The sequence below is a fragment of the Rhodococcus sp. MH15 genome (genome assembly GCF_019266045.1).
Classification (GTDB): Bacteria; Actinomycetota; Actinomycetes; order Mycobacteriales; family Mycobacteriaceae; genus Rhodococcus_F; species Rhodococcus_F qingshengii.
The window spans coordinates 550-23,222 of the sequence record NZ_LPNP01000066.1 but is presented as its reverse complement, the minus strand read 5'-3'; the positions used below and the strand labels follow the sequence as shown (position 1 = coordinate 23,222).

Genomic DNA, 22,673 nt, shown 5'->3' with positions numbered 1-22,673 from the left:
CTTGTTCGTTCACGCGACAAGGCTGTTCTGAACAGTCTGACGGAGGCAACCACCAGTGCGTCGTGGCGTGCACGTGAAGCTGCCGCGATGGCCGTTCAGGCGATAGGCGACACGGATCCGCAATTATTGCGGGCGATCATCGAGCAGTGGTCACGCTCCGCTCATCCATTGACGCTGCGCGCAGCGGCTGCGGGGATCTGCGAGCCACGGTTGCTGAAGGACAAGACCAACGCTGCGCTGGCCGTTCAGGTGTGCCGAGACGCTACCGAGTGGATCGTCTCGCAACCGGCTGATTCCCGTCGTGACGCCGACACACGGACTCTCCGGCAGACGCTCGGATACTGCTGGAGTGTCGCGGTTGCGGCGGATCCGGAGAATGCCCTGCCGGCATTCGTCTCCCTGGGGGCGTCGGACGACACCGATGTCGTCTGGATCGTGCGGGAGAACCGGAAGAAGGCTCGCTTGCGCAGGGTGCTCGAAACCTGACCCGCGGACGGGAGACGTGGGTTATCCTCAGAATTAGAACCTGTTCTAACTACGAGGGGTAGACCATGGCACCGTCCGCAGAGGTAATCCGCAAGACCGTCGACGCCTACATCGAGACCGTTGCGACGGGCACTGCTGCCCAGGTTGTGGCCCTGTACGCAGAGGGTGCAACGGTCGAAGACCCGGTTGGTACCGACGTGCGCACCACCCGCGAGTCCATTCTCGAGTTCTACTCCGTGATCGAGAATTTCGACCAGGAAGCTCACCTTCAGACCCTCCGCATCGCCGGAAACGAAGCGGCATTCCACTTCTCGCTGATCACCAAGCTCGGCGAGCAGACCCTGACCATCGCACCCATCGACGTCATGACCTTCGACGACGACGGAAAGATCCTGTCGATGCGCGCATTCTGGAACCAGGAAGACATGATCACCGCCTGACATGACGGTCAAGACGATCGACGTCGACGGATTCTGTTGGCAGATCGACGATTCCGGTTCCGGGACAGCTGTGGTCATGTGCCACGGCTTTCCCGGCCTCGGATACAGCTATCGCCATCAGTCGGCAGCGTTGGCGGAAGCGGGTTTTCGGTCGATTGCACTCGACATGCCCGGTTACGGCGGCACTACCCGCCCCGACGCGATCGAGGACTACACCAACGACGCCGTCGCGAACCGGCTGATCGACCTACTCGACGCTCTCGGAATCGACAAAGCGGTGTTCGTCGGACACGATTTCGGCGCTCCGGCCGCGTGGACGACAGCGCTTCGTCACCCCGATCGCGTTGCGGGACTGGTCTCCTTGGCGGTTCCCTATGCGCCGGACAGATTCCCGGCCAAGCCCTCGGCCATCTACGCCGCCTTGGCGCGCAAGCACTTTCTGCACATTCACTATTTTCAGGAACCGGGTGTCGCGGAGCGCGAACTCGACGCCCGTCCACGTGAATTCCTTCAGCGGCTCTTCCACGCCTTGTCCGGGGCTTACCGGTACCTCGATGTGTGGAAGAACCCCTCCGAAGGAAACGGCTATCTCGACGTACTTCCCGAGGCGCCGGCGTTGCCGTGGTCGTGGCTCACCGAGGATGATTTGGATGTCTATGTAAAGGCCTTTACTGCAACAGGTTTCACCGGTGGCTTGAACTGGTACCGAGCGTATGACGCCAATTGGGAACGCAGCGCGGATCTGGACGGCGCGCACGTCGAGGTCCCGACGCTCTTCGTTGCGGGCGCGGAAGACCCGGTCATCGCGATGAGCGGTCCCAAGGCACTGGACCGAATGAAGGACACCGTCCCCGACCTGCGGGGTGTACATCTCCTCGGCGGTGCGGGGCACTTCGTACAACAAGAACGCGCTGTCGAGGTCAATGAACTTTTGATCTCTTTCCTTCGGAGTCTCTAGGTGAAATCGGACAGAGGGTCTAGCGTTGCGCAGATGCGCACCAGGATCTTCGATCGCGGTATTCGTGTTGGTATCACCGGTGCTCTTGTTGCCGGTTCGCTTCTGGCTCTGGGCGTGTCCGGTGCCGCCGCCGCGCCGCCCTGCCCTGGATCGTCACCCGCCATACTCAGCGCCCAGATTCCGGGTGCGGCCCTCGAGGGTGTCACGGTGGACGGGCAAGGGCGCCTGTATACGACCGACCTGGTGAGTGGGCGGATCTTCCGCGTCGACGGGCCTGGTCAGGCCGCAGTTCCGATCGCGACGGTTCCCGGCGGTGCGGGCGCACTCGCGTGGAGCCCGGACGGTTCACTGCTGGTGGGTACCGGAGCAAACGCCGGCGTGCTGATCGGCGATCTGACGCGTGCTGCGTCGGTCGCGCGGGTGGACGTGAACTCGGGCGCCGTGACGCCGATAGCCGGTGGTCTGAGCGCTGCAAACGGCCTTGCCGTCGCGCACGACGGGACGATCTACGCCACCAACGATTTCGGTTCGCTGATCGGAAAGGTCAGCCCGAATGGTTCCGTCGACCCGGCGTGGGCAACCTTCCCGAGTGCAAACGGCGCTGCCCTGAGCGCCGATAATCGCTGGCTCTACGTTTCGCGCACGTTCGCAAACCCGGGTGTCAGCCGCATCTCCGTGGACAATCCGGGATATTCGGAGTCGTTGGTCGATCTCGGTGGTTTTGAAACCTTTTCTGCCCCAGATGGTTTGACCTTGGACTCGCGAGATCGCGCAATTGTTCCCACGGACATCAGTGGTGAGGTGTGGCGGATCGACGGACCCGGCCAGTACTGCTCGCTCACCAGCGGACTGCAAGCGTCGAGTGTGTTGACCTACGGGCGTGGCAATTCCGGTTTCGCGGCCGGGCATCTCTACCGCGCCGGGTTCGACGGAAAGATCTTCGAGATTCCGGCCGGCTTCGACGCGGGCGCCCAGGCCGCAACCCCCTGACGCGACACCCTGACGCGACTTACCCACTACTGATGCCGGGACTGCCGGAATCGTCCATACTGGTCTGCATGGCGGAAACGAGTGAGATCGACGAGGCCGAAGTGGCCCTTCCCGCGATACCGCAGCCGTTGCTGACCCCGCTCACGGAAGCTGCGATCTTCCTGGTTTTCACCATCGACGAGGGTGGTGAGCAGGCAGTTCACGACGTTCTGGCGGATATTTCCGGGCTGCAGCGCTCGATCGGATTCCGGGTTCCCGCCGGTGGCTTGGCTGCCGTCGTCGGCATCGGTTCGGATGCGTGGGATCGACTTTTCGACGGTCCACGGCCGGCGGAATTGCATCCGTTCGTCGAGTTGACCGGTGACAAACACCACGCCCCGCGCACGCCGGGCGATCTGTTGTTTCACATCCGGGCCCGTCAGATGGACCTGTGCTTCGAGTTCGCCACGGTCGTGACCAACAGGTTGGCCGGGGCCGCGTCGGTGATCGACGAGGTCCACGGGTTCAAGTATTTCGAGCAACGCGACCTCATGGGTTTTGTCGACGGTACCGAGAACCCGTCCGGGCAGGCCGCTTACGTCGCGGTCACCGTCGGTGACGAGGATCCGGATTTCGCAGGCAGCAGTTACGTCATCGTCCAGAAGTACCTCCACGACATGTCGGAGTGGAACTCCCTGCCCGTCGAGGAGCAGGAGAACGTCATCGGACGCTCCAAGCTCGAAGATCTCGAGATGGACGACGACACCAAGCCGGCCAACTCCCACACCGCACTCACCGTCATCGAGGACGAATCCGGTGAGCAGATCCAGATTCTGCGGGACAACATGCCGTTCGGCCACGTCGGCTCCGCTGAGATGGGTACCTATTTCATCGGTTACTCGGCGTCGCCGACGGTCACCGAGCAGATGCTCACCAACATGTTCATCGGGAATCCCGTCGGCAATTACGACCGCATTCTCGATTTCTCCACCGCCGTCACCGGAATCAATTTCTTTGTTCCGACGGCGGACTTTCTCGACGATCCCCCGGACTTACCGACCAGGCTCGTTCCCGAAGCGACGTTCACAGCGCCCATCTCTGACGGTTCTCTCGGAATCGGCAGCCTCAAAAGGAGTGCCCAGCAATGACAAACCTGCACCGCGACCTAGCACCCATTTCGGCAGCAGCCTGGGCCGAGATCGAAGAAGAGGCGAGCCGTACCTTCAAGCGTCACGTCGCCGGTCGTCGTGTCGTGGATGTGGAGGGACCGTTGGGTGACGATCTCGCGGCCATCCCACTCGGGCATCAGGTGCCGATCAATCCCTTGGCCGACGGCGTCATCGCACATGCTCGTCAGTCCCAGCCGATCATCGAACTGCGGGTCCCGTTCACCGTCAGCCGTCAGGCCATCGACGACGTCGAACGCGGCGCCAAGGACTCCGACTGGCAGCCCGTCAAGGACGCGGCCAAGCAGATCGCGTTCGCCGAGGACCGCGCCATCTTCGAGGGATACCCCGCAGCCAGCATCACCGGCGTGCGGGCCAGCGGTTCCAACCCGGAACTGAAGCTACCCATCGACGCCAAGGACTACCCGGAAGCCATCAGCCAGGCGATCACGTCGCTGCGCTTGGCCGGTGTGAACGGACCGTACTCACTGCTCTTGAATGCAGATGCGTTCACCGCGATCAACGAGACCTCCGATCACGGCTACCCCATCCGAGAGCACCTGCGACGCGTCCTCGACGGCGAGATCATCTGGGCCCCGGCCATCGACGGCGCTTTCCTGCTGTCGACGCGTGGCGGTGACTACGAATTGCACCTCGGCCAGGACCTGTCCATCGGCTATCTCTCGCACGATGCGAACTCCGTCGAGCTGTACTTCCAGGAATCGATGACGTTCCTCATGTACACCAGCGAAGCTGTTGTCTCACTTGCGTGAGACCTTTCGAAACCTCTGATACCAGGGTGGGCGAGGCAGTTCGCCGATGTCCTGGAGATGGGCGACAAAGGCCTGGGCATCCGCATGCGAAGACGACTTCGGTCGTCCGTCCGCCCACGCTGTGAACAACTGAAGATAACGATCGCCGAGAGTGTGGCGCACGACCGGAAGGTGGTGCGCCACTTCTCCTGCGCGCTTTCGGAGCAGCGCCGCCGAGACAACGGCGGCTTCGTCTTTGTCGAAGCCTTCGGGCAGTTCGCCACCCGCCACCAGTGCGCGAATCAGCGCCTCTTGACGCTCACCGAGCGTGCTCATGTGCGTGACCAATCGGTGCCCGCGGTGATGCGATCGAGCCCTGCTGCGTCGGCGATGGCATCGAGCTCGTCGAGCAATTCCAGTGCCGGCGGATAGTTTCCGTCGCGCTCGAGCATGATGGCGGGATGGTGACCGGCGGCGGTGAACTGCGCAAGGAGTTCCAGCACGGCTTCGGGTACCGGATCGGTGTGCGTGTCGTGGTATTTGCCGTCGCTGATGCTGCCACCGGCGATGTGGCAGTATGCGATTCGCTCGAGTGGTAGCCGGCTCAGCTCGGCCCAGGGATCACGCCCTCGGTTGAGGGCATTGGCATAGACGTTCGCGATGTCGAGAACCAGCAGGGCTCCGGTGCGCTCGACGATCTCCGCGAGAAACTCCCCTTCGGTCAACTCGTCGTCCGGCCAGTCGAACAGGGCGGCAACGTTTTCGACGGCGAACGGCACCGGTAGACCGTCCTGAGTCCGGGTGATGTTGCGTACCAGGGCGTCGACGGCTTCGTAGGTGCGCGGAAGTGGGAGCAGGTGGCCGGCCTCGATGCCGCCTGCACGCACGAATGCGATGTGCTCGCTCGCCAAGGGAGCGCCCAGTAGCTGGGATGCACGCGCAAGGTGATCGATCCGTGCCTGATCTACCGCCTCGGCCCCGCCAAGTGAGAGCGAGATTCCGTGCGGGATCACCGGAACTCCCAGCGAGCCGAGGTGCGGCGGTATCTCGTTTCCGACGGATTCGGCAATGACTTCGCAGAATGCCAGGCCGTCGAGTTGCGCGATGATTCCGGAGACCTCGGGGCGCCAACCGATTCCCAGGCCGTGCAGGGTCATTCGAGTCACCTCCCGTGTGCAACTGCTAACGGCGACTATAGACGGATCAGGCGGGCAGCCAGTTGGGTCCCGGACCGTTGCCTTCTTCGAAGATCAGCCACGTTTTGGTCGAGAGAACCCCGTCGAGTCCCTGGAGTTCTTCGAGAACGGTGTGGCGTAGTTCCTGGTTGTCCGGGGCACGGACCAGCACCAGAACGTCGAAGTCGCCGCCGAGGAGGGAGAAGTGCTCGACAAACGGCAGGGCCTTCAAGGACGCCGCCAGACCTCGCCACGAGTGCTGCCGGATCGAGAGTGCCACGTACGCCGAGGAGCCGAGTCCGGCCTTCTCATGGGCGATCCGCGTCGTGAATCCGGTGATGATTCCGGCGTCCTCGAGCCTTTCGATGCGGACGTAGGCGTGAGCGCGGGATATGTGCGCCTTTTCAGCCAGTGCACGCATGGAGATGCGACTGTCTGCGGTCAGTTCGGCGATGATGCGGCGGTCGATCGCATCGAGAGCGTGCGGTTCGGTGGCCATCTGTCCATTCCTGGTTCGGTAGTCGAGTCGGTTGATGGACATATTGCTGCCCGAATCCTCATGATAGGCCGTTTGTCTTGAATCCTCGACGCTTGCTGCCATTACGTCGCCGAAGTGCGAATACTGATGGACACAACGTCTTCTGGAGGTAGAAGTGACACTTGTCGAGCCATTGGGGGAACTGCGGTATCAGAAGTTCCTGCCGGCCGATTCTGCGGTGCAGTACCTCGACCCTGCCGGAGAACTGACGCGCAGCGAGGCCCGCTACGCAAAACCGAGCGACGATCGCCTGATCGCGATGTATCGAAAGATGTTCCTGGGCAGGCGTTTCGACCAGCAGGCTACGGCACTGACCAAACAGGGGCGCCTGGCCGTGTATCCGTCCTCGCGAGGGCAGGAGGCATGTCAGATCGCGGCAGCGATGAGTCTGGAGCCGAGTGACTGGCTCTTCCCCACCTACCGGGATTCGATGGCGTTGGCCGCCAGGGGTGTCGATCCGGTACAGATTCTGAGCATGCTCGCCGGCGACTGGCACTGCGGATACGACCCGGTCGCACTGCGCAGTGCGCCGCAGTGCACCCCGCTGGCAACGCAATTGCTGCATGCAGCGGGGGTGGCCTACGGGGAGTCTCGACGGGGCTTGAACACCGTCGCCTTGGCGCTCTGTGGTGACGGCGCCACCAGTGAGGGCGATTTCCACGAGGCGCTGAACTTCGCCGCCGTCTTCAAAGCGCCGGTGATCTTTCTGGTGCAGAACAACGGATTTGCGATCAGCGTGCCACTGTCGCGCCAAAGCGCAGCACCGACGTTGGCGCACAAGGGCGTCGGCTACGGGATCGGCAGCGAGCAGGTAGACGGCAACGATCCCGTCGCGATGATGGCCGTCATGGACGAGGCAGCGCGCTTCGTTCGCAGCGGAAACGGACCGGTGATCGTCGAGGCACACACTTATCGCATCGACGCACATACCAATGCCGACGACGCCACCCGCTACCGCGACAGCGCCGAGGTGGAAGCCTGGCTCGGGCGAGATCCGTTGCCGCGTCTCGAAAAGTATCTGCGCGCAAACGATCTGATCGACGACGCGTTCGTGGAATCACTGACCGCAGAGGCAGAAGCAGAGGCCGCCACACTACGCGCCGGCATGAACGTCGACCGCCCGCACGATCCGCTCGAACTGTTCCGGTACGTCTTCGCCGAGCAGACACCGCAATTGCGTGAGCAACAAGCCCAACTCGAAACCGAACTTGCCGCCGAAGCCGCTGACACAGGGGGACACTGACCATGCCCATGCTCACGATGGCTCAGGCCCTCAACACCGCGCTACGCGACTCTCTGGCTGCGGACGACAACGTTGTCGTCTTCGGTGAGGACGTCGGCACCCTGGGCGGCGTTTTCCGCGTCACCGACGGCCTCACCCGCGACTTCGGCGACGACCGATGCTTCGACACTCCCCTCGCCGAGTCCGGCATCATCGGATTCGCAATCGGCATGGCCATGGCCGGTTTTCGTCCGGTCGTGGAAATGCAGTTCGACGCGTTTGCCTATCCGGCGTTCGAGCAGATCGCCTCCCATGTGGCGAAGATCCGCAACCGCACCAAGGGCGCGCTGTCGATTCCGATAGTCATTCGTGTTCCTTTTGCCGGCGGTATCGGCGGGGTGGAGCATCATTGTGATTCCAGTGAGGGCTACTACGCGCACACACCCGGACTGAAGGTTGTGGCGCCGTCCACGGTGGAAGATGCGTACTCGCTGCTACGTTCGGCAATCGAGGACCCCGACCCCGTGATCTTCCTCGAGCCCAAGAAGCTGTACTTCGCGCGAGCAGATGTCGAACTGACCGCACGTGAGCCGATCGGTCGCGCCGTCGTCCGTCGCCCCGGTCGTGACGCGACGCTCATCGCCTACGGTCCGTCCGTGGATGTTGCACTGAGGTCCGCCGAGGCCACTGCAGCCGAGGGCCGGGACATCGAGGTGATCGACATCCGCTCGATAGTGCCGTTCGACGACGAGACGGTCACCGCATCGGTGCGAAAGACCGGACGCTGCATCGTTATCCAGGAAGCGCAGGGTTTTGCCGGTGTGGGTGCAGAAATTGCTGCCCGCGTGCAGGAACGGTGTTTCCACCATCTCCATGCCCCGGTGCTCCGGGTCAACGGCTTCGACATCCCCTACCCCGCTCCCAAGCTCGAGCGTCACCACCTGCCCAGCATCGACCGGGTCCTGGACGCCGTCGACCGTCTGCAGTGGAACGACGCCCCGGACACCCGTTGGGCGGTGACGGCATGAGCAATCAGGTTTTCATGCTCCCCGACCTCGGCGAAGGACTGGCGGAGGCCGACATCGCGGAGTGGCACGTCAAGGTAGGCGACGTGGTCACCATCGATCAGATCGTCGTCGAGGTGGAAACTGCGAAAGCTGCTGTGGATGTGCCCATCCCGTTCGCCGGGACCGTGATCGAACTACACGGCAAAGACGGAGACACCCTGAAGGTGGGCACACCGCTGATCACCGTGAGTGGTGGCGAGAGTGTCGACGCGGTCGTTTCGGCCAACCACGAGCGCTACCGCGAAGAGGAACGCGCCGGTTCGGGCAACGTCCTGATCGGCTACGGCACCAGCGAGGATGCACCGAGACGCCGTCGCAGAGCGGCTCCGTCGGTACGCGTGATCTCACCAATCGTTCGTAAACTCGCCTTTGACAACGATATCGACCTGTCCTTGCTCTCCGGGTCGGGTGCCGGCGGGGTGATAACGCGTGCTGACGTCGAGGCCGGGTCGAACACCGGCCCGGAGACGGAAACGTCGCACGTGAGCGACCAACGCATCCCGATCAAGGGACTACGCAAGGTGGTGGCCGACAAGCTGTCCACCAGCCGCCGTGAGATCCCGGACGCAACAACCTGGGTTGACGTCGACGCCACCGAACTGTTGGCGGCGCGAGCCGAGATCAACAAGTCACTGCCCGATTCCGACAAGATCAGCCTGATGGCGCTCCTGGCTCGGCTGACCATCGCGGCGTTGGCGCAGTACCCCGAACTGAACTCGTCGGTCGATACTGCTCGAGGCGAGATCGTCCGACACGCCCGCACCCACCTGGGGATCGCCGCGCAGACACCGAAGGGATTGATGGTACCGGTCATTCGAAATGCGGACGCCCTGAGCACCGTCGAACTCGCACAAGCACTTCGGGTGACCACCGACCTTGCCCGCGACGGCAAGCTCGAACCCGCCCGCCTGACCGGCGGCACGTTCACGCTCAACAACTACGGGGTATTCGGGGTCGACGGATCGACTCCGATCATCAATCACCCCGAGGCGGCAATTCTGGGGATCGGACGCATCATCGACAAGCCGTGGGTCGTGAACGGCGAGTTGACCGTTCGTAAGGTCACTCAGATCTCGTTGAGCTTCGACCACCGCGTCTGTGACGGAGGCGAAGCCGGCGGATTCCTCAGGCTGTTCGGTGACTACATCGAGAACCCGATCCGCGTCCTGGGAAGGCTCTGATGACCAAGGCTCCGATGACAACTGCAGAACCCCACAGCGACGTCGTGATCCTCGGTGGAGGATCGGGCGGCTATGCCTGCGCCATCCGCGCCGCTCAACTCGGATTGTCGGTCACGCTGATCGAAGCGGACAAGGTCGGCGGAACGTGCCTGCACCGCGGATGCATCCCGACCAAGGCACTGCTGCATTCCGCCGAGGTGGCCGACTCGGCACGCACCAGTGAGCAATTCGGAGTCCGGGCATCTTTTGACGGCATCGACATCGCGCAGGTGCACGACTACAAGAACGGGACAGTCGAGCGGCTGTACAGCGGTCTGCAAGGTTTGTTGGCGCAACACAAGATCACTATCGTCAACGGATACGGAACGTACGTCGGTGGGCGAAGCATCGACGTCGACGGAACCCGCTACACCGGAACATCACTCGTTCTGGCCACCGGCTCGTATCCGCGGGAACTCCCCGGCATCGAACTCGGCCGACGGATCGTCACCAGCGACCAGGCACTCGAACTCGACCGGGTGCCCACCAGCGCAACGGTACTCGGTGGCGGTGTCATCGGCGTCGAGTTCGCAAGCCTCTGGCGCTCGTTCGGCGCCCAAGTAACGATCGTCGAGGCACTCCCCCGACTGATCGCCGCCGAGGATCCGTGGTCGTCGAAGCAGCTGGAGCGGGCATACCGGAAACGTGGAATCGTCTGTAAGACAGACACAAAGGTCGATTCCGCGAAAGAAGCAGCCGATTCCGTCCGCATCGAACTTAGCGACGGAACGAAACTCGACACCGACCTACTGTTGGTCGCCGTCGGCCGCGGACCTCGCACGGACGGTAACGGTTTCGAAGAAAACGGAATCAGCCTCGACAAGGGATTTGTCGTCACCGACGAACGCCTCCGTACGTCCGTGGACGGTGTGTACGCGGTCGGCGACATCGTGCCCGGTCTTGCGTTGGCGCACCGAGGTTTCCAACAAGGAATCTTTGTGGCCGAACAGATTGCCGGCAAGGATCCGATACCGGTCGCCGAACACCTGATTCCTCGCGTGACGTACTCACATCCCGAAGTTGCATCGATCGGACTCGACGAAGAGGCGGCGCGCACGCAGTACGCCGACGTCTCCACCGTCATCTACGACCTGGCAGGTAACGGCAAGAGTCAGATCCTGCGAACTACCGGCGGAATCAAAGTGATTCGAAGCGGAACGAAAGGCCCTGTTGTCGGAGTTCACCTGGTGGGAGACCGCGTCGGCGAACTGATCGGTGAGGCGCAGTTGGCCGTTGCCTGGGAAGCACTTCCCGATGAAGTGGGGCGTTTCATCCACGCGCACCCCAGTCAGAACGAAGCGTTGGGCGAGGCCATGCTCGCACTCGCGGGAACACCACTGCACGCCCACAACTGACCCGGAGACAGAAAAGGAGATTCAATGAGTATCGACGACGAACTGCGCTGGGACGGTGAACTGACCGTCACACGCCATGATCGGGAGACCGGCACGACTTTCGTGATTCGAATCGACTCCACCCGTCTGGGACCGGCGTCGGGTGGCACGCGGGCCGCTCACTATCCCTCCATCGGTCACGCATTGGCGGACGCCGGGAAGTTGGCCGGCGCAATGACTTTGAAGATGGCGGTCTCCGATCTGCCGATGGGTGGCGGGAAGTCGGTAATAGCGCTACCTGCACCGCGCAATCAGATCGACGCCGCAACCTGGACCCGTATCCTCGACATCCACGCCGAGAACATCGACAAGCTCGAAGGAAACTACTGGACTGGTCCTGACGTCAACACCAACTCTTCCGACATGGATCAGCTCAGCCGCACCACCAAATACGTCTTCGGGCGTTCGGTCGGCAACGGTGGCGCCGGTTCCAGCGCGCACGCCACCGCTCTGGGTGTGTTCGAAGCGATGAAGGCCACGGCGCGTCGCCGAGGACTCGGAACACTCGACGGCCGAACGGTACTGGTACAGGGGCTCGGCGCCGTCGGCGGCGACGTCGTCCGTCTCGCAGCGCAGGCTGGCGCACGTCTGCTGGTTGCCGATACGGACCCGCAGCGCCTCGAGGCGGCTTCTCTCGCGGGGCACACGGTCGTTCCTGCCGGCGAGGTCCTCCGAACACCGTGTGACCTCTTTGCCCCCTGCGCGATGGGAGGCATCATCGATTTCGCTGCGGCTGCGTCGATTCCGACTATGGCCGTGGCGGGCGCAGCAAACAACATCTTGACCGATGCCGCTGCCGGTGAGGTTCTGCGAGACCGCGGGGTTCTCTGTGCCCCTGATTTCGTCGCGAACGCAGGCGGAGCCTTTCACCTCGTGGGGCGAGAAGTCTTGGGGTGGAACGAAGACGACGTCGTCGAACGAACCCGCGGGATCGGTCGAACCTTGGACGAGGTGTACTCGTTGAGCGAGGAACGTGGCATCACTACCGAGGCCGCAGCGCTTATGCTCGCCCGGGCGCGGCTATCCCCCGCATCCACCGCCGCCGCCACATCCGCCACCCCCGCTGCAGCTGCCGCCTCCCCCGTCTGAACCGCCACCGTCCGAACCCCCGCTACTTCCGCTGCCGTCGGCACCGATTCCGGCGGCGGAGGCCAAGGCGGGATTGATCATCAGCATCGCCGAACCGGCGAAAAGAGCAGCGGACATTCCCGCCAAACGCGGTCCGTAGGCGGAGAAGGCAGGCTTGTTGCGCGGGGACAGGTAGGCGTGTGCCGTGGTCAGTTCCGAACGTGCCGCCTTGCCAGAGGTGGTTCGATCGAAGTTGAGCCCGAGCAGCGGGATGCTGAACCCGGTGACGAGTACGGCGAGAATCAGAAACTCGACGGGCTTGTCGTTGTGCAGTCCGAAAGCAATGCGGACGATACCCACGGCCACCAGGATCTTCAGCGGAACTGTGGAGAGAAAGATTGAACGCCTGGTGCTGTCGGAGGTCAGGTATCCCCGGTCCGCCAAAGAGTTTCGTAGGCGAGCTGTTTCCACCGTCATACGCTCGGCGAGTTGGCGCCGACGATGGGGTAGAGCCTGCTGGGCCAGGCGCTGGTACACGGTGAGGGTGTACCAGTCCAGGGTCTCGTCGCCAGGGCCCAACGGGCGCAGGACAGCGCCGTCGGTGGTGATCAGGTCAGCGCTACGCAGGATTGCCAATGATGCTGCGATGGCGCGTGACTCGCCGGTGAGCATTCCGACTTCCGGAGGCGTCAGTTGCTCGGCGGAATACCCGTGCTCGGTTGAGTACCCGTGCCGGCGTGCCCGGATCATCAGACGCCACCCCAGAGTGAGAACCATGAGCGTGGCCGCAACGGCTATGTAGCCGTAGAGGAAATCCTCGCTGGGGATCCCCCACGTGTCGGCTGCATGCGTGCTCATCCCCCACACCCCCCGCCGCCGCAACTGCTCCCACTGCCGCCACCGCCGTCCGAGCCGGATGATCCGGATGAGGAGCCACAACTGTAGTAGCTCGAACTTCCGCCACCCGGGCTGTACGCGGCGCCCGCAGCTACCGCTCCCGCCAGCGCCGGATCGATCAGAACCAGAGCGCCCGCACCGAAGAGCGCCGCCGACAGCCCGGCGAGCGAGGGACCGTAGCTCGTGTACGCGGGCCGCAGTTTCGGTGAGAGGTACGAGTTTTCGTGCTTGAGGCGTCGAAGCTCGCTGTCTCCCAAAGCTGTCCGACGACGCTTGATGCGAAGAAGTGGAATCATCAGAGCGAGAACGATGATGGTGAGGAGCAGGAACCCGACCGGCTTACCGCCGGCGATTCCGGCGACGAGACGGACTGCGCCGAGAGCAATGACCGCCACGATCGGAACGGTCCGAAGGGCAGCGGTCAGACCGTCCTGCTGGCGTTGCAAATATCCCTCGTCGATCAACGTCGTACGTAGTTGTGCGAGTGCGACGTTCAGCCGTCCCATCAGACGCACCTGCCGCAGCGGGACCTTTCCGTTGCCGAGTCGCTTGTGCACCGTACGGGTGAACCAGTCGAGACGATTCTTGTCCTCCGCAGTGAGTGCCAGCTTGGTCTTGCCTTCGGTGCTGATCAGCTCGGCGCTGCGCAGAATAGCCATCGACGCCAGCACCGCTTGGTAGTCACTGGTCAAGGCACCGATCTCGGGAGGAGTGAGCGGCCGACGGACAGCGTCGACGACCACCGGTGACCGGCGCGCAGTCATTCGGCTGTACAGCGAGAGTCCGATCGCGACGGCAGCCGCCACCAGGTACCACTGAAGGAAAGTCTGGCTGGGGATCCCCCATGTATCCGTATGATCATGCATCGCACACCACCTCTCGATGAACTCCTGAGACAAGTCCAGTCTCTTTGTCCGACAACTGATGTCAGTATCGGGCCAGTGCCCGGAAAAGCGATATCCGGATGGCCATCGTCACCATTCCGTTACCGCCGAACTGGGGATTTACCGGCCGGTAGGTCGAAGCACGATCTCCGTGGGGTGTGCGTCGGACGGTGTTTCGACGGCAGTGAGTACGGCACGCGCCACAGTGGAGGCTTTCAGGAAGCGCTCAGGGTCGTACTCGTCGCCCTCACCCGCGACGATGTCGCGCTGCATGTCGGTGTCGATCCGTCCGGGGTGAATGGAGGTGACCCGAAGTGCCGGCTCTTCCAGGCGCAACGCATCTCCGAAAGCGCGCAGGGCGAACTTGCTGGCCGCATACGAGCCCCAACCGGCGTTGGCGCGCAGTCCGGCACCCGAATTGATCAGCACGACGTGACCTCCGGCCGCACGAAGCGCGGGCAGGAGAACCCGCGTGAGTTCGGCGACGGCGATGACGTTTGCCTCTAGGGTGCGTCGCCACTGATCGACCGAGGATTCCTCGATGGTTCCGATGTCGGCCACGCCGGCGTTGTGTACCAGCACGTCGAGCGTCGTGATGGACGAGGCGGCGGCGGCGACGGCGTCGTAGTCCGTGAGGTCGAGGGGTAGAGGCGTCGATCCGGGCAGTTCGGCGCAGATCGGCTCGAGGGCCTGTGCGGATCGTGCACCGAGCAGCAGGTCGTGTGTCGGCGCCAGTTCGCGTGCGATGGCAGCTCCGAGGCCGCGACTGGAACCGGTGATCAAGGCAGTAGGACGCATGGTGCGAGCCTATCGAGTGAGGATTATTCGGCTAGACGAACTTGTGTATTTGTTTACCCACATATTAGAGTTCGACCATGACGACACGCGACGCGAAGAACTTCCGCCGCCTGGGAATTGCCGCCCTCGCCGCCCTGCTTCTGTCCAGCTGTTCTGCGGTGAGTTCTGGCTCCGACGACGACCGCCCGGTGGTGCTCACCACGTTCACCGTGCTGTCGGACATCGCCCAGAACGTTGCCGGCGATCATCTTCGCGTCGAGTCGATCACCAAGGCGGGGGCCGAAATTCACGGCTACGAGCCGACGCCCGGAGACATTCGGCGGGCGAGCGAAGCCGATCTGATCCTCGATAACGGCATGAACCTCGAGGCGTGGTTCGCGAAATTCGTCAACGGACTGGACGTGCCACACGTCGTGGTCAGCGACGGCGTCGAAGGCATTCCGATCGCCGGCGACGCGTATGCGGGCAAGCCCAATCCGCATGCATGGATGTCTCCGTTGAATACGCAGATCTACGTCGACAACATGGTGACTGCTTTCAGCGACCTCGACCCGGACAACGCCTCGGCATTTGCGGAGAACGGCGCGAAGTACAAGGCGGAACTGCAAGCAGTTCAGGACGGCCTGGTCAGTGGGCTGGCGGCATTGCCCGCAGGTCAGCGTGCACTCGTCAGTTGCGAGGGTGCGTTCTCCTATCTGGCCAGGGACGCGGGACTCAGCGAGGCGTACATCTGGCCGGTCAATGCCGAGCAGCAGGCGACGCCGCAGCAGATCATCGCCGCGATCGACTTCGTCCGAGCCAATTCCGTTCCCGCCGTCTTCTGCGAGTCGACGGTCTCGGATGCCCCCATGCAGCAGGTTGTCGGGGCGACCGGCGCGAAGTTCGGCGGAACGCTGTACGTCGATTCGCTGTCCGAAGCCGACGGTCCCGTGCCCACCTATCTGGACATGATTCGCCACGACACCGACGTCATCCTCGGCGGTCTGACCGGCGGTAAATCATGAACGAAGCCATTCGCGTCGAAAACGTCAGCGTTCACTACGGCGAGGTCCACGCACTGGACCACGTCGATCTGACGTTGAACTCGGGTAGCGTCTGCGGACTGATCGGCATGAACGGTTCAGGAAAGTCGACTCTGTTCAAAGTGATCATGGGGATGATCAAGCCGGACAACGGTTCTGTCAGAATCGCCGGTCTCGACGCAGCCACAGCGCGCAAGAGCGGCCGCGTCGGATACGTGCCGCAGAGTGAAGACGTCGACTGGACCTTCCCGATCAGCGTCCGTGACGTCGTGATGATGGGCAGGTACGGTCACCTCGGATTCTTGCGACGTCCGCGGCGTGCAGATCGCGAGGCGGTGGCAGAGGCCCTCGAGCGGGTGGAACTCACCGAATTTGCGGATCGTCAGATCGGTCAGCTCTCGGGTGGTCAGAAGAAGCGCGCGTTCGTCGCACGCGGCATCGCTCAGGACGCGTCGATACTGTTGCTGGACGAGCCGTTTGCGGGCGTCGACAAGCGTTCCGAGGCAACGATTTCTACGCTACTACGAGAGTTGGCTTCCGACGGCCGGTCGATCTTGGTCTCGACCCACGATCTCCACGCTGTGCCGAAACTCTGCGACGAGGCGGTACTGCTCATGCGCAAGGTCCTGGTGCATTCCGACCCGGACACCGTGCTGCAACCGGAAAACCTCGCCCTGGCTTTCGGTCTCGACGTGATGGACAGGACCTGATCGATGAACCTCGTAGAACTGCTACTTGATCCTCTCCAGTACGGATTCATGGTGCGCGCGTTGGCCGTTGCGGTTGTGGCAGCGGTTGTCTGCGCGGTGCTCAGTTGTTGGTTGGTGCTCATCGGGTGGTCGTTGATGGGCGACGCCGTCTCGCACGCCGTGCTGCCGGGTGTTGTCCTCGCTTACGTCGTCGGCGCACCATTTGCCATCGGGGCCTTGATCTTCGGGTTGATCGCCGTAGCCCTGATCGGACTGATCCGTAACACCAGTCGCGTCAAGGAAGACGCCGCGATCGGTATCGTCTTCACGACTCTCTTTGCGTTCGGTTTGGTTCTCATCTCGGTGACCCCCAGCCAGACCGATCTCAACCACATCATTTTCGGCAACCTGCTGGGGGTGAGCTCGTCAGATCTCCTGCAGGTCGCGATACTCGGCGCGTTGGCGTTGAGCATTCTGTTGATCAAGCGTCGCGATCTGACGTTGTTTGCCTTCGACCCGATCCATGCGAACGCGATAGGTCTTTCGCCCAAGCGCCTGGGTGCGCTGCTACTCGGCGTCCTCGCACTCACGTCCGTTGTGGCGTTGCAAGCCGTCGGCGTCGTGCTGGTGGTGGCGATGCTGATCATCCCCGGCGCGACGGCCTACCTCCTCACCGACAAGTTTTCGCGGATGCTGGTGATAGCTCCCGTCGTTTCCGCAGTCTGCGCGATTGCCGGTATCTACGTCAGCTACTACCTCGACACGGCTTCCGGTGGCATGGTTGTCATGACGCAGGGCATCGTGTTCGCTCTGGTGTACCTGTTCAGCCCGTCGCAAGGGGTGATCGCGAAATGGACCTCGCAGCGGCGTAGGACCCGAGCGGAATACAGCGCCGCGGGGCGTACGAGCCTTCCTGATCGTTCGTCCAGTTAACAATCCGCTACCAAATCGGGTAGGTTCGTACGGGCATTCGTCACCACAACATTCCGGCCGCAACGATGCCGGCTGCAAGACGATCGGTGGTGACGCCTTGAACACCGATGGGTTCTTCGATGACGCAGTTCCGAGCGCGACGCACGTGGCTGGTTCTCGGCGTCGTTGTCGCGGTCATCGCTCTCGCCGGATCCGGGCTGCTCAGCCCACGAACTTCGGTTCTGGTGGACGATATCGCCCAGCTCGTCGGCGGAGCCACCGCAACTGCGGTCTGTTGGTGGACATCGCGGCGCTATCACGGCGTCGAGCGTCGTTGGCGAACTCTGATGGCTCTGGGTATGGCCGGCTGGACTCTCGGGATGTTCTTCTGGGCGTTCTACCGCTCGGTTCTCCACGTTCCACTTCCGTCGCCGTCGATCGCGGATATCGGTTTCTTCATGTTCCCGGTGTTCGCCGTGCCGGCGCTTCTGTCGTTGGTGCGTCAGTCGCCCCGGCGTGAGGCGATCGGTCCGATCCATCTCTGGCTCGTGCTGACGCTCGACGGTCTTGTCGTTGTCGGTGGATTGTTCATCCTCACGTGGACGACGGCCCTGGGCGCCGTCGTTCATACCGGTCCGACGGGATCTCTCGGGTTTCTTGTCGCGGTGATGTATCCGATCACCGACTTCGTTCTGATCGCCATGGTCTTGCTGATGGTCATCGGACCGAAGGCCGTAGCAGAGATCCGTGAACCGCTGACGTTCCTCGGGTGCGGGTTGGTGATGCTCTCCCTTTCGGACAGCCTGTACGCGTACTTGGTGGCGATCGGCGCCGAGAGTATGCCGACCATCGCCGATGCCGGGTTCATCGCGGGGCCGCCGTTGATCGCCTTGGCGGCGCTGACGAAGCGAACCGAGCCTCGGAACCGCAACGCGCCGCAGCAGTGGCGAAGCGATCGGACTCAGTTGCTGCTGCCGTATCTGTTGATCGCGGTGATCGCGACGATCGTGACTGTTCAGGCGCTGATCGTCGGCAACCTCGATGCCGTGGTCGTGATACTCGGCGTCGGCGTGTTGGTTCTCGCGCTGGTGCGCCAAATACTCACGCTCCTCGAGAACGACGCGCTCCTCCAACAGATCTCCGCTGCCCAGGACGAGCTGAGGTACCGAGCACATCACGACCCACTCACCGAGCTTGCAAACCGGGCCGCGTTCGACGAACACTTTGCGAGCGCCATCGAAAACTATCGCCACACGAACTCCGATTGGGTGCTGATGCTTGTCGATCTGGACGACTTCAAACAGATCAACGATCGATACGGGCACCCGGCCGGCGACCGGTTACTGGTTGCTCTCACAGCACGTCTGCGCGAAGCGGTTCCCGAGGGTGCGTTTGTCGCCCGATTCGGTGGCGACGAGTTCACAGTGCTCCTGCAGGGCCCGATCGACGACGCCGTCGTCGTGGCTCGCCGGATCGTCGACGCGCTCAGGTCCGATCAGACTGCAGACACATCGGTGTCGGTGGGTGCGAGCGTTGGTGTCGCGCATTTCGAGTCCGCGCAGTTCGAGTTTGGGGACGAACCGCTCAGCGCGCACACTCTTCTTCGCCAGGCCGATGCGGCGATGTACGAGGCGAAGAGAAGTGGGAAGGGAGCGGTCGTTGTCTACGGCGACCGTCGCAAATGGTTATCGCCGTAGTAGTGCGAAAATCGTTGCCGGTGAACCCGATCCGGCCTTGTTGATCGCACCACCGACAAGGATGCTAGCCCCGGTGGTTGGCAGGGCGGCAAGATTGTTCAAGTTCTCCAGGCTGATTCGATGCTTGTCGTACAGGATTGTCGAGACGGGGTAGGTTTCGTCGTTTCCGAGGTCGGGACCGAACGTGTCGGTTCCCAATGCTCCGCGGGTGCCCAAACGGCCGGTGTCTATCAGCCACCGCGCCGCGTCCACCGAGAAGCCGGGCTGGTGGGTGACGCCCTCGGCATCGAAGTTGGCATATTCTTCGCTACCCCAGCGCGATTCCCACCCGGTCCAGAGAACTACGGCCGCTCCATCGGGGATCTTGCCGTTGCGCGTTTCCCATTCCTGCAGGTCCGCGACCGTGAGCGCATAGTCCGAATCGGCGGCAGCCTTGTCCCGGATGTCGATCTTCACTGCGGGGAGGAAGAGGTCCGCCGGATCGAGTTGGTCGGCTGTGAGGCCGCCTTCCTGGAAGTGTGCGGGTGCGCCCCAATGCGTGCCCGTGTGCTCACCTTCCTTGACGTACTGGAGGTAGTAGCCGTCGTTTGCGATGGTGGCCGCTGTGTCGAGAGTGAACTCGGGGTCGCCTGGAAAAACCGGTGTCGTCGCCGGGTCGTTCACGTGTGAGAGCGAAACAACCGACAACTGTTCGTTCAACGGGCTTGTTGCGTCTTGACTGCTTCCGGAACTGCTACCCATGTCGATCACCTGAGGTCCCGCTACCAGCGCCAGACCTGTGGCTGCGCGCTGAAGTAACTGCCGTCGTTTCATCGATCCCCCGCCAATTTGTCCGAATTGAGAGTGTTGCAATCACTTTCGCTCCTTGAACACTAGGACAGAACCTTAGGCTGCTGCGGACCATGACGACCACTCCACATCGCGGACAGCTATGACCTGTCCGTGCGGTCGGTGATCTACGTACTGCGGATACTTTGCGGCCAAAGCATCGATCGCGCTCTCGGACTCCTTGGTGCCCGGGTTGAGAACCTCCGCATGTCCGTCGACGCGGACCCACCAGAGCGCGGACCAGTCGTCGTCGTAATGATCGACCAGCAGGCTTGCGCGCCCCGTCTCGGTGATGTTCCGGAGCCTGCGAAGAGCGGTCGTGGTTTTCGGTTTGTGGTCGACACAGGAATAGACGGTGCCGCCGACCAAGACGAATACCAGCGGCACGATGTGCGGAACGCCGGCCGCATCTGCCGTTGCCAGGTGAGCCACCCGCGCGGCTTCAAATCGTGCTCTCGGGTCGTCCATATTCACAGCGTAAGGGGATCAAGGGTTGCCGCGAGCCGCTGCTGACGGAACAGTGGTCTCATGGAACCGGATGAAGCGCTTCGGGAGATCGCCTACTGGCTCGAACGATCACGCGCTGAAACGCACCGCGTCAAGGCCTATCGCCGAGCTGCGGAGGTCTTTTCAGGATTGTCCGACGAGCAGAAGGAGTCTCGCCGGAAAGCCGACAGTTGGAAGGCCCTCACCGGCATCGGGCCGAAGACTGCCACGATTATCGCTCAGTCGTACGACGGCATCCCCGAGTATCTCGAGGAACTGCGGGGGCAGGCTGAGCCCATCGGCGACAGCCCATTGCGACAAGCCCTCCGCGGCGACCTCCACACCCACTCCGACTGGTCCGATGGTGGAAGCCCCATCGAAGAAATGATGCGACGCGCAGCAGCACTCGGCCATGACTACTGCGCCCTCACCGACCATTCGCCTCGCCTCACAGTTGCCAACGGGCTGTCCGCGGAGCGCCTACGGTCTCAACTCGACGTGATAGCCGGGTTGAATGCCGAATTGGCTCCCTTCCGCATTCTCACGGGAATCGAGGTGGACATCCTCGAGGACGGTTCACTCGACCAGGATCCCGATCTGCTCGACGAACTCGACATCGTGGTGGCGAGCGTCCACTCCAAGCTGCGGTCCGAACGTGAGGCGATGACCCGCAGAATGCTTGCTGCAGTGCGAAACCCGCGTGTCGATATTCTCGGACACTGCACCGGGCGTCTTGTCGAGGGTGCTCGCGGAACCCGGCCCGAGTCGCAGTTCGACGCGGAGAAAGTGTTCGAGGCCTGCCGCGAATCAGGCACAGCCGTTGAGATCAATTCCCGACCGGAGCGTCGTGACCCGCCTTCGCGTTTGATCGAGTTGGCCCGCGATCTCGATTGTCTTTTCTCCATCGACACTGACGCCCATGCCCCCGGTCAGCTGGCTTGGCAGGGCTACGGCTGTGACCGGGCCGAAAAGTGCGGTGTCGAAGCCGATCGGGTGATCAATACCTGGACCGCCGACAACCTTCTGGAGTGGGCGGGCAATTGACGGTCTCGGCACGCGCGCTGCTGTCGGTGCCGTTGGTGGCGTCGCTTTGCCTGGTCACCGCTTGTTCGGCTCCGTTCTGGCGAGATTCGGTGTACTTCACACCTCCTGAGGCTCGGGTGTTCGAGACTGCCGACTGTCTCGGAATTGAAGTCGCATGGGGCCTGTTCGGTGTCGATCTGTATTCGCGTCCGAAACACGAAACAGGGTATCTTCCATCTGATTTCGATCCAGTGGCAGTATTTCGTTGCGAAGTCGGCGAAGATGCCTCCGGAGCGCTAACCGTCGACATGGTTCGACTCGAAGGTGACGTAGCCGCCGTCAAGGATGCATATCGTGTCGACTCCAAACGCTTTCCCGACAATGTCGTTGCGAGTTGTGTCACAAGCGAACTGGTTCCCGTCAAACTGTGGATGGCCAACAGCGCCGGACAAGTGATGTTTCCGGCCTGGCCGTCGAGTCCGTGCGGCTTTCAAGTCGGGCCTCTCGATTCGCTTCGATCTCTGCATGAAGTCGAACGTGTCCGAACTTCGTTGAGTCTTTCTCCGACGATGGCGAATTGCGATCGCTCGTCTGCCGTTCAATTCGACCGGACAGATGCCAGAGAAGTTGACAAGGCGCGCGAGCAGTTCGAGAGAGGCGAAGGCTATGACCCGCTAGACAATGAGCTGGCTACGCCTGTCGCTGATGCTGCAGGACTATCCGTGTGCCGGCATGAATCTCAGACAGACGTGGACGTTATTCGCCTGTCCGAAGCGGAGAGTCGAGACGTGGTTGCCGCCATAGCCGATGCTCCTATAGCTCAGCCTTGTGATCAGATCGCGACAGCGACAGCATCATCAACCCTCCTACGGGTTGACGGTTCGGGTGGTACTCCTGTGAGCGTGGAGTTGGATGGATGTCGCCGCGCCGCCCTTTCCGGCTATCGAAGCACGCCGGAATGGGTCACCGAGGCGTTTGCTCG

Annotated in this window: 25 protein-coding genes; 17 read left to right on the top strand and 8 right to left on the bottom strand. The window is 62.5% G+C overall.

Annotation, left to right across the window (positions count from 1 at the left end; genetic code table 11):
- From ATN37_RS17135 to ATN37_RS17110, 6 genes are all read left to right on the top strand, one after another.
- The coding region (locus tag ATN37_RS17135; RefSeq protein WP_218695435.1) for a hypothetical protein at positions 1–486 on the top strand (486 nt) is incomplete at its 5' end.
- Between the two features lie 65 nt (positions 487–551).
- On the top strand, positions 552–926 hold the full coding sequence (locus tag ATN37_RS17130) for a nuclear transport factor 2 family protein (RefSeq protein WP_003942502.1): 375 nt from the start codon (positions 552–554) through the stop codon (positions 924–926).
- A 1-nt stretch (position 927) separates the two neighbouring features.
- The gene (locus ATN37_RS17125; protein WP_149357876.1) at positions 928–1,884 is read left to right on the top strand and encodes an alpha/beta fold hydrolase; all 957 of its coding nucleotides are present in this window, start codon (positions 928–930) and stop codon (positions 1,882–1,884) included.
- 33 nt (positions 1,885–1,917) lie between these two features.
- Positions 1,918–2,874 carry an SMP-30/gluconolactonase/LRE family protein gene (locus ATN37_RS17120; RefSeq protein ID WP_007729077.1) on the top strand — a complete coding sequence of 319 codons (957 nt, stop codon included), beginning with the start codon at positions 1,918–1,920 and terminating at the stop codon, positions 2,872–2,874.
- A 68-nt stretch (positions 2,875–2,942) separates the two neighbouring features.
- Positions 2,943–4,001, top strand: a complete 1,059-nt coding sequence (locus ATN37_RS17115) for a Dyp-type peroxidase (protein WP_042447536.1) — start codon at positions 2,943–2,945, stop codon at positions 3,999–4,001.
- On the top strand, positions 3,998–4,792 hold the full coding sequence (locus ATN37_RS17110) for a family 1 encapsulin nanocompartment shell protein (RefSeq protein WP_218695434.1): 795 nt from the start codon (positions 3,998–4,000) through the stop codon (positions 4,790–4,792). The genes ATN37_RS17115 and ATN37_RS17110 overlap by 4 nt, the downstream gene beginning before the upstream one ends.
- Here ATN37_RS17110 and ATN37_RS17105 read toward each other — a convergent pair.
- From ATN37_RS17105 to ATN37_RS17095, 3 genes are read right to left on the bottom strand one after another with little or no spacing between them, the layout of a single operon-like run.
- Positions 4,781–5,107 (bottom strand): hypothetical protein, encoded by a 327-nt coding sequence (locus tag ATN37_RS17105; RefSeq protein WP_007729071.1) that lies wholly within the window; start codon positions 5,105–5,107, stop codon positions 4,781–4,783. The two genes, ATN37_RS17110 and ATN37_RS17105, sit on opposite strands and share 12 nt — an antisense overlap.
- On the bottom strand, positions 5,104–5,928 hold the full coding sequence (locus ATN37_RS17100; protein ID WP_007729070.1) for a DUF692 domain-containing protein: 825 nt from the start codon (positions 5,926–5,928) through the stop codon (positions 5,104–5,106). The genes ATN37_RS17105 and ATN37_RS17100 overlap by 4 nt, the downstream gene beginning before the upstream one ends.
- Positions 5,929–5,974: 46 nt before the next feature.
- Entirely contained in the window at positions 5,975–6,445 is a 471-nt protein-coding gene (locus ATN37_RS17095; RefSeq protein WP_037130242.1) for an Lrp/AsnC family transcriptional regulator, read from the bottom strand.
- A 154-nt stretch (positions 6,446–6,599) separates the two neighbouring features.
- Between ATN37_RS17095 and pdhA the strand changes: the two genes are divergently transcribed.
- The 5 genes from pdhA to ATN37_RS17070 are packed head-to-tail and all read left to right on the top strand — an operon-like array spanning position 6,600 to position 12,476.
- A complete protein-coding gene (gene pdhA, locus ATN37_RS17090) occupies positions 6,600–7,727 on the top strand; it encodes a pyruvate dehydrogenase (acetyl-transferring) E1 component subunit alpha (protein ID WP_218695433.1) in 1,128 nt (375 codons plus the stop codon).
- 2 nt (positions 7,728–7,729) lie between these two features.
- Positions 7,730–8,734, top strand: coding sequence for an alpha-ketoacid dehydrogenase subunit beta (locus tag ATN37_RS17085; RefSeq protein ID WP_218695432.1), 1,005 nt, complete (start codon positions 7,730–7,732; stop codon positions 8,732–8,734).
- On the top strand, positions 8,731–9,954 hold the full coding sequence (locus ATN37_RS17080; RefSeq protein WP_218695431.1) for a dihydrolipoamide acetyltransferase family protein: 1,224 nt from the start codon (positions 8,731–8,733) through the stop codon (positions 9,952–9,954). Before ATN37_RS17085 ends, ATN37_RS17080 begins: the two co-directional genes overlap by 4 nt.
- Positions 9,954–11,348, top strand: a complete 1,395-nt coding sequence (lpdA, locus tag ATN37_RS17075; RefSeq protein ID WP_256933358.1) for a dihydrolipoyl dehydrogenase — start codon at positions 9,954–9,956, stop codon at positions 11,346–11,348. The genes ATN37_RS17080 and lpdA overlap by 1 nt, the downstream gene beginning before the upstream one ends.
- Positions 11,349–11,372: 24 nt before the next feature.
- Entirely contained in the window at positions 11,373–12,476 is a 1,104-nt protein-coding gene (locus ATN37_RS17070) for a Glu/Leu/Phe/Val dehydrogenase dimerization domain-containing protein (protein WP_218695430.1), read from the top strand.
- Here the strand turns inward: ATN37_RS17070 and ATN37_RS17065 are convergent.
- The 3 genes from ATN37_RS17065 to ATN37_RS17055 all read right to left on the bottom strand — a co-directional run bounded on the left by ATN37_RS17065 (position 12,408) and on the right by ATN37_RS17055 (position 15,034).
- Positions 12,408–13,313 (bottom strand): TIGR04222 domain-containing membrane protein, encoded by a 906-nt coding sequence (locus ATN37_RS17065; protein ID WP_075835043.1) that lies wholly within the window; start codon positions 13,311–13,313, stop codon positions 12,408–12,410. The two genes, ATN37_RS17070 and ATN37_RS17065, sit on opposite strands and share 69 nt — an antisense overlap.
- The gene (locus ATN37_RS17060) at positions 13,310–14,218 is read right to left on the bottom strand and encodes a TIGR04222 domain-containing membrane protein (RefSeq protein ID WP_075835041.1); all 909 of its coding nucleotides are present in this window, start codon (positions 14,216–14,218) and stop codon (positions 13,310–13,312) included. Before ATN37_RS17060 ends, ATN37_RS17065 begins: the two co-directional genes overlap by 4 nt.
- Positions 14,219–14,356: 138 nt before the next feature.
- Positions 14,357–15,034: an SDR family oxidoreductase gene (locus ATN37_RS17055; RefSeq protein WP_007729052.1), complete on the bottom strand. Its 678-nt coding sequence runs from the start codon at positions 15,032–15,034 to the stop codon at positions 14,357–14,359.
- A gap of 77 nt (positions 15,035–15,111) precedes the next feature.
- Between ATN37_RS17055 and ATN37_RS17050 the strand changes: the two genes are divergently transcribed.
- The 4 genes from ATN37_RS17050 (at position 15,112) to ATN37_RS17035 (ending at position 19,354) form a co-directional block, all read left to right on the top strand.
- The gene (locus tag ATN37_RS17050; protein ID WP_047272640.1) at positions 15,112–16,038 is read left to right on the top strand and encodes a metal ABC transporter substrate-binding protein; all 927 of its coding nucleotides are present in this window, start codon (positions 15,112–15,114) and stop codon (positions 16,036–16,038) included.
- Entirely contained in the window at positions 16,035–16,766 is a 732-nt protein-coding gene (locus ATN37_RS17045) for a metal ABC transporter ATP-binding protein (RefSeq protein ID WP_003942501.1), read from the top strand. The genes ATN37_RS17050 and ATN37_RS17045 overlap by 4 nt, the downstream gene beginning before the upstream one ends.
- Before the next feature lie 3 nt (positions 16,767–16,769).
- Positions 16,770–17,678: a metal ABC transporter permease gene (locus ATN37_RS17040; RefSeq protein ID WP_050655897.1), complete on the top strand. Its 909-nt coding sequence runs from the start codon at positions 16,770–16,772 to the stop codon at positions 17,676–17,678.
- 119 nt (positions 17,679–17,797) lie between these two features.
- Complete coding sequence (locus tag ATN37_RS17035; protein ID WP_218695429.1) at positions 17,798–19,354, top strand: GGDEF domain-containing protein; 1,557 nt, start codon at positions 17,798–17,800, stop codon at positions 19,352–19,354.
- Here the strand turns inward: ATN37_RS17035 and ATN37_RS17030 are convergent.
- The gene (locus tag ATN37_RS17030) at positions 19,343–20,095 is read right to left on the bottom strand and encodes a cyclase family protein (protein WP_218695437.1); all 753 of its coding nucleotides are present in this window, start codon (positions 20,093–20,095) and stop codon (positions 19,343–19,345) included. The genes ATN37_RS17035 and ATN37_RS17030 overlap by 12 nt on opposite strands.
- A 144-nt stretch (positions 20,096–20,239) precedes the next feature.
- Positions 20,240–20,650 carry a TIGR03668 family PPOX class F420-dependent oxidoreductase gene (locus ATN37_RS17025; RefSeq protein WP_230359309.1) on the bottom strand — a complete coding sequence of 137 codons (411 nt, stop codon included), beginning with the start codon at positions 20,648–20,650 and terminating at the stop codon, positions 20,240–20,242.
- 60 nt (positions 20,651–20,710) lie between these two features.
- Here ATN37_RS17025 and ATN37_RS17020 point away from each other — a divergent pair, with 60 nt between their 5' ends.
- Together ATN37_RS17020 and ATN37_RS17015 are read left to right on the top strand one after the other, a co-directional pair.
- Positions 20,711–21,712: a PHP domain-containing protein gene (locus tag ATN37_RS17020; RefSeq protein WP_047272636.1), complete on the top strand. Its 1,002-nt coding sequence runs from the start codon at positions 20,711–20,713 to the stop codon at positions 21,710–21,712.
- A gap of 116 nt (positions 21,713–21,828) precedes the next feature.
- The coding region (locus ATN37_RS17015; protein ID WP_230691793.1) for a hypothetical protein at positions 21,829–22,673 on the top strand (845 nt) is incomplete at its 3' end.

What these genes read in the sequence shown, in the direction of transcription:
- ATN37_RS17065 (WP_075835043.1), bottom strand. Translation starts at nt 13,313, where the DNA reads ATGAGCACGCATGCAGCCGACACGTGGGGGATCCCCAGCGAGGATTTC.
- ATN37_RS17105 (WP_007729071.1), bottom strand. Translation starts at nt 5,107, where the DNA reads ATGAGCACGCTCGGTGAGCGTCAAGAGGCGCTGATTCGCGCACTGGTG.
- lpdA (WP_256933358.1), top strand. Translation starts at nt 9,954, where the DNA reads ATGACCAAGGCTCCGATGACAACTGCAGAACCCCACAGCGACGTCGTG.
- ATN37_RS17050 (WP_047272640.1), top strand. Translation starts at nt 15,112, where the DNA reads ATGACGACACGCGACGCGAAGAACTTCCGCCGCCTGGGAATTGCCGCC.
- ATN37_RS17110 (WP_218695434.1), top strand. Translation starts at nt 3,998, where the DNA reads ATGACAAACCTGCACCGCGACCTAGCACCCATTTCGGCAGCAGCCTGG.
- ATN37_RS17055 (WP_007729052.1), bottom strand. Translation starts at nt 15,034, where the DNA reads ATGCGTCCTACTGCCTTGATCACCGGTTCCAGTCGCGGCCTCGGAGCT.
- ATN37_RS17070 (WP_218695430.1), top strand. Translation starts at nt 11,373, where the DNA reads ATGAGTATCGACGACGAACTGCGCTGGGACGGTGAACTGACCGTCACA.
- ATN37_RS17120 (WP_007729077.1), top strand. Translation starts at nt 1,918, where the DNA reads ATGCGCACCAGGATCTTCGATCGCGGTATTCGTGTTGGTATCACCGGT.
- ATN37_RS17035 (WP_218695429.1), top strand. Translation starts at nt 17,798, where the DNA reads ATGACGCAGTTCCGAGCGCGACGCACGTGGCTGGTTCTCGGCGTCGTT.
- ATN37_RS17080 (WP_218695431.1), top strand. Translation starts at nt 8,731, where the DNA reads ATGAGCAATCAGGTTTTCATGCTCCCCGACCTCGGCGAAGGACTGGCG.
- ATN37_RS17100 (WP_007729070.1), bottom strand. Translation starts at nt 5,928, where the DNA reads ATGACCCTGCACGGCCTGGGAATCGGTTGGCGCCCCGAGGTCTCCGGA.
- ATN37_RS17045 (WP_003942501.1), top strand. Translation starts at nt 16,035, where the DNA reads ATGAACGAAGCCATTCGCGTCGAAAACGTCAGCGTTCACTACGGCGAG.
- ATN37_RS17125 (WP_149357876.1), top strand. Translation starts at nt 928, where the DNA reads ATGACGGTCAAGACGATCGACGTCGACGGATTCTGTTGGCAGATCGAC.
- ATN37_RS17095 (WP_037130242.1), bottom strand. Translation starts at nt 6,445, where the DNA reads ATGGCCACCGAACCGCACGCTCTCGATGCGATCGACCGCCGCATCATC.
- ATN37_RS17060 (WP_075835041.1), bottom strand. Translation starts at nt 14,218, where the DNA reads ATGCATGATCATACGGATACATGGGGGATCCCCAGCCAGACTTTCCTT.
- ATN37_RS17130 (WP_003942502.1), top strand. Translation starts at nt 552, where the DNA reads ATGGCACCGTCCGCAGAGGTAATCCGCAAGACCGTCGACGCCTACATC.
- ATN37_RS17040 (WP_050655897.1), top strand. Translation starts at nt 16,770, where the DNA reads ATGAACCTCGTAGAACTGCTACTTGATCCTCTCCAGTACGGATTCATG.
- ATN37_RS17025 (WP_230359309.1), bottom strand. Translation starts at nt 20,650, where the DNA reads ATGGACGACCCGAGAGCACGATTTGAAGCCGCGCGGGTGGCTCACCTG.
- ATN37_RS17030 (WP_218695437.1), bottom strand. Translation starts at nt 20,095, where the DNA reads ATGGGTAGCAGTTCCGGAAGCAGTCAAGACGCAACAAGCCCGTTGAAC.
- ATN37_RS17085 (WP_218695432.1), top strand. Translation starts at nt 7,730, where the DNA reads ATGCCCATGCTCACGATGGCTCAGGCCCTCAACACCGCGCTACGCGAC.
- ATN37_RS17020 (WP_047272636.1), top strand. Translation starts at nt 20,711, where the DNA reads ATGGAACCGGATGAAGCGCTTCGGGAGATCGCCTACTGGCTCGAACGA.
- ATN37_RS17115 (WP_042447536.1), top strand. Translation starts at nt 2,943, where the DNA reads ATGGCGGAAACGAGTGAGATCGACGAGGCCGAAGTGGCCCTTCCCGCG.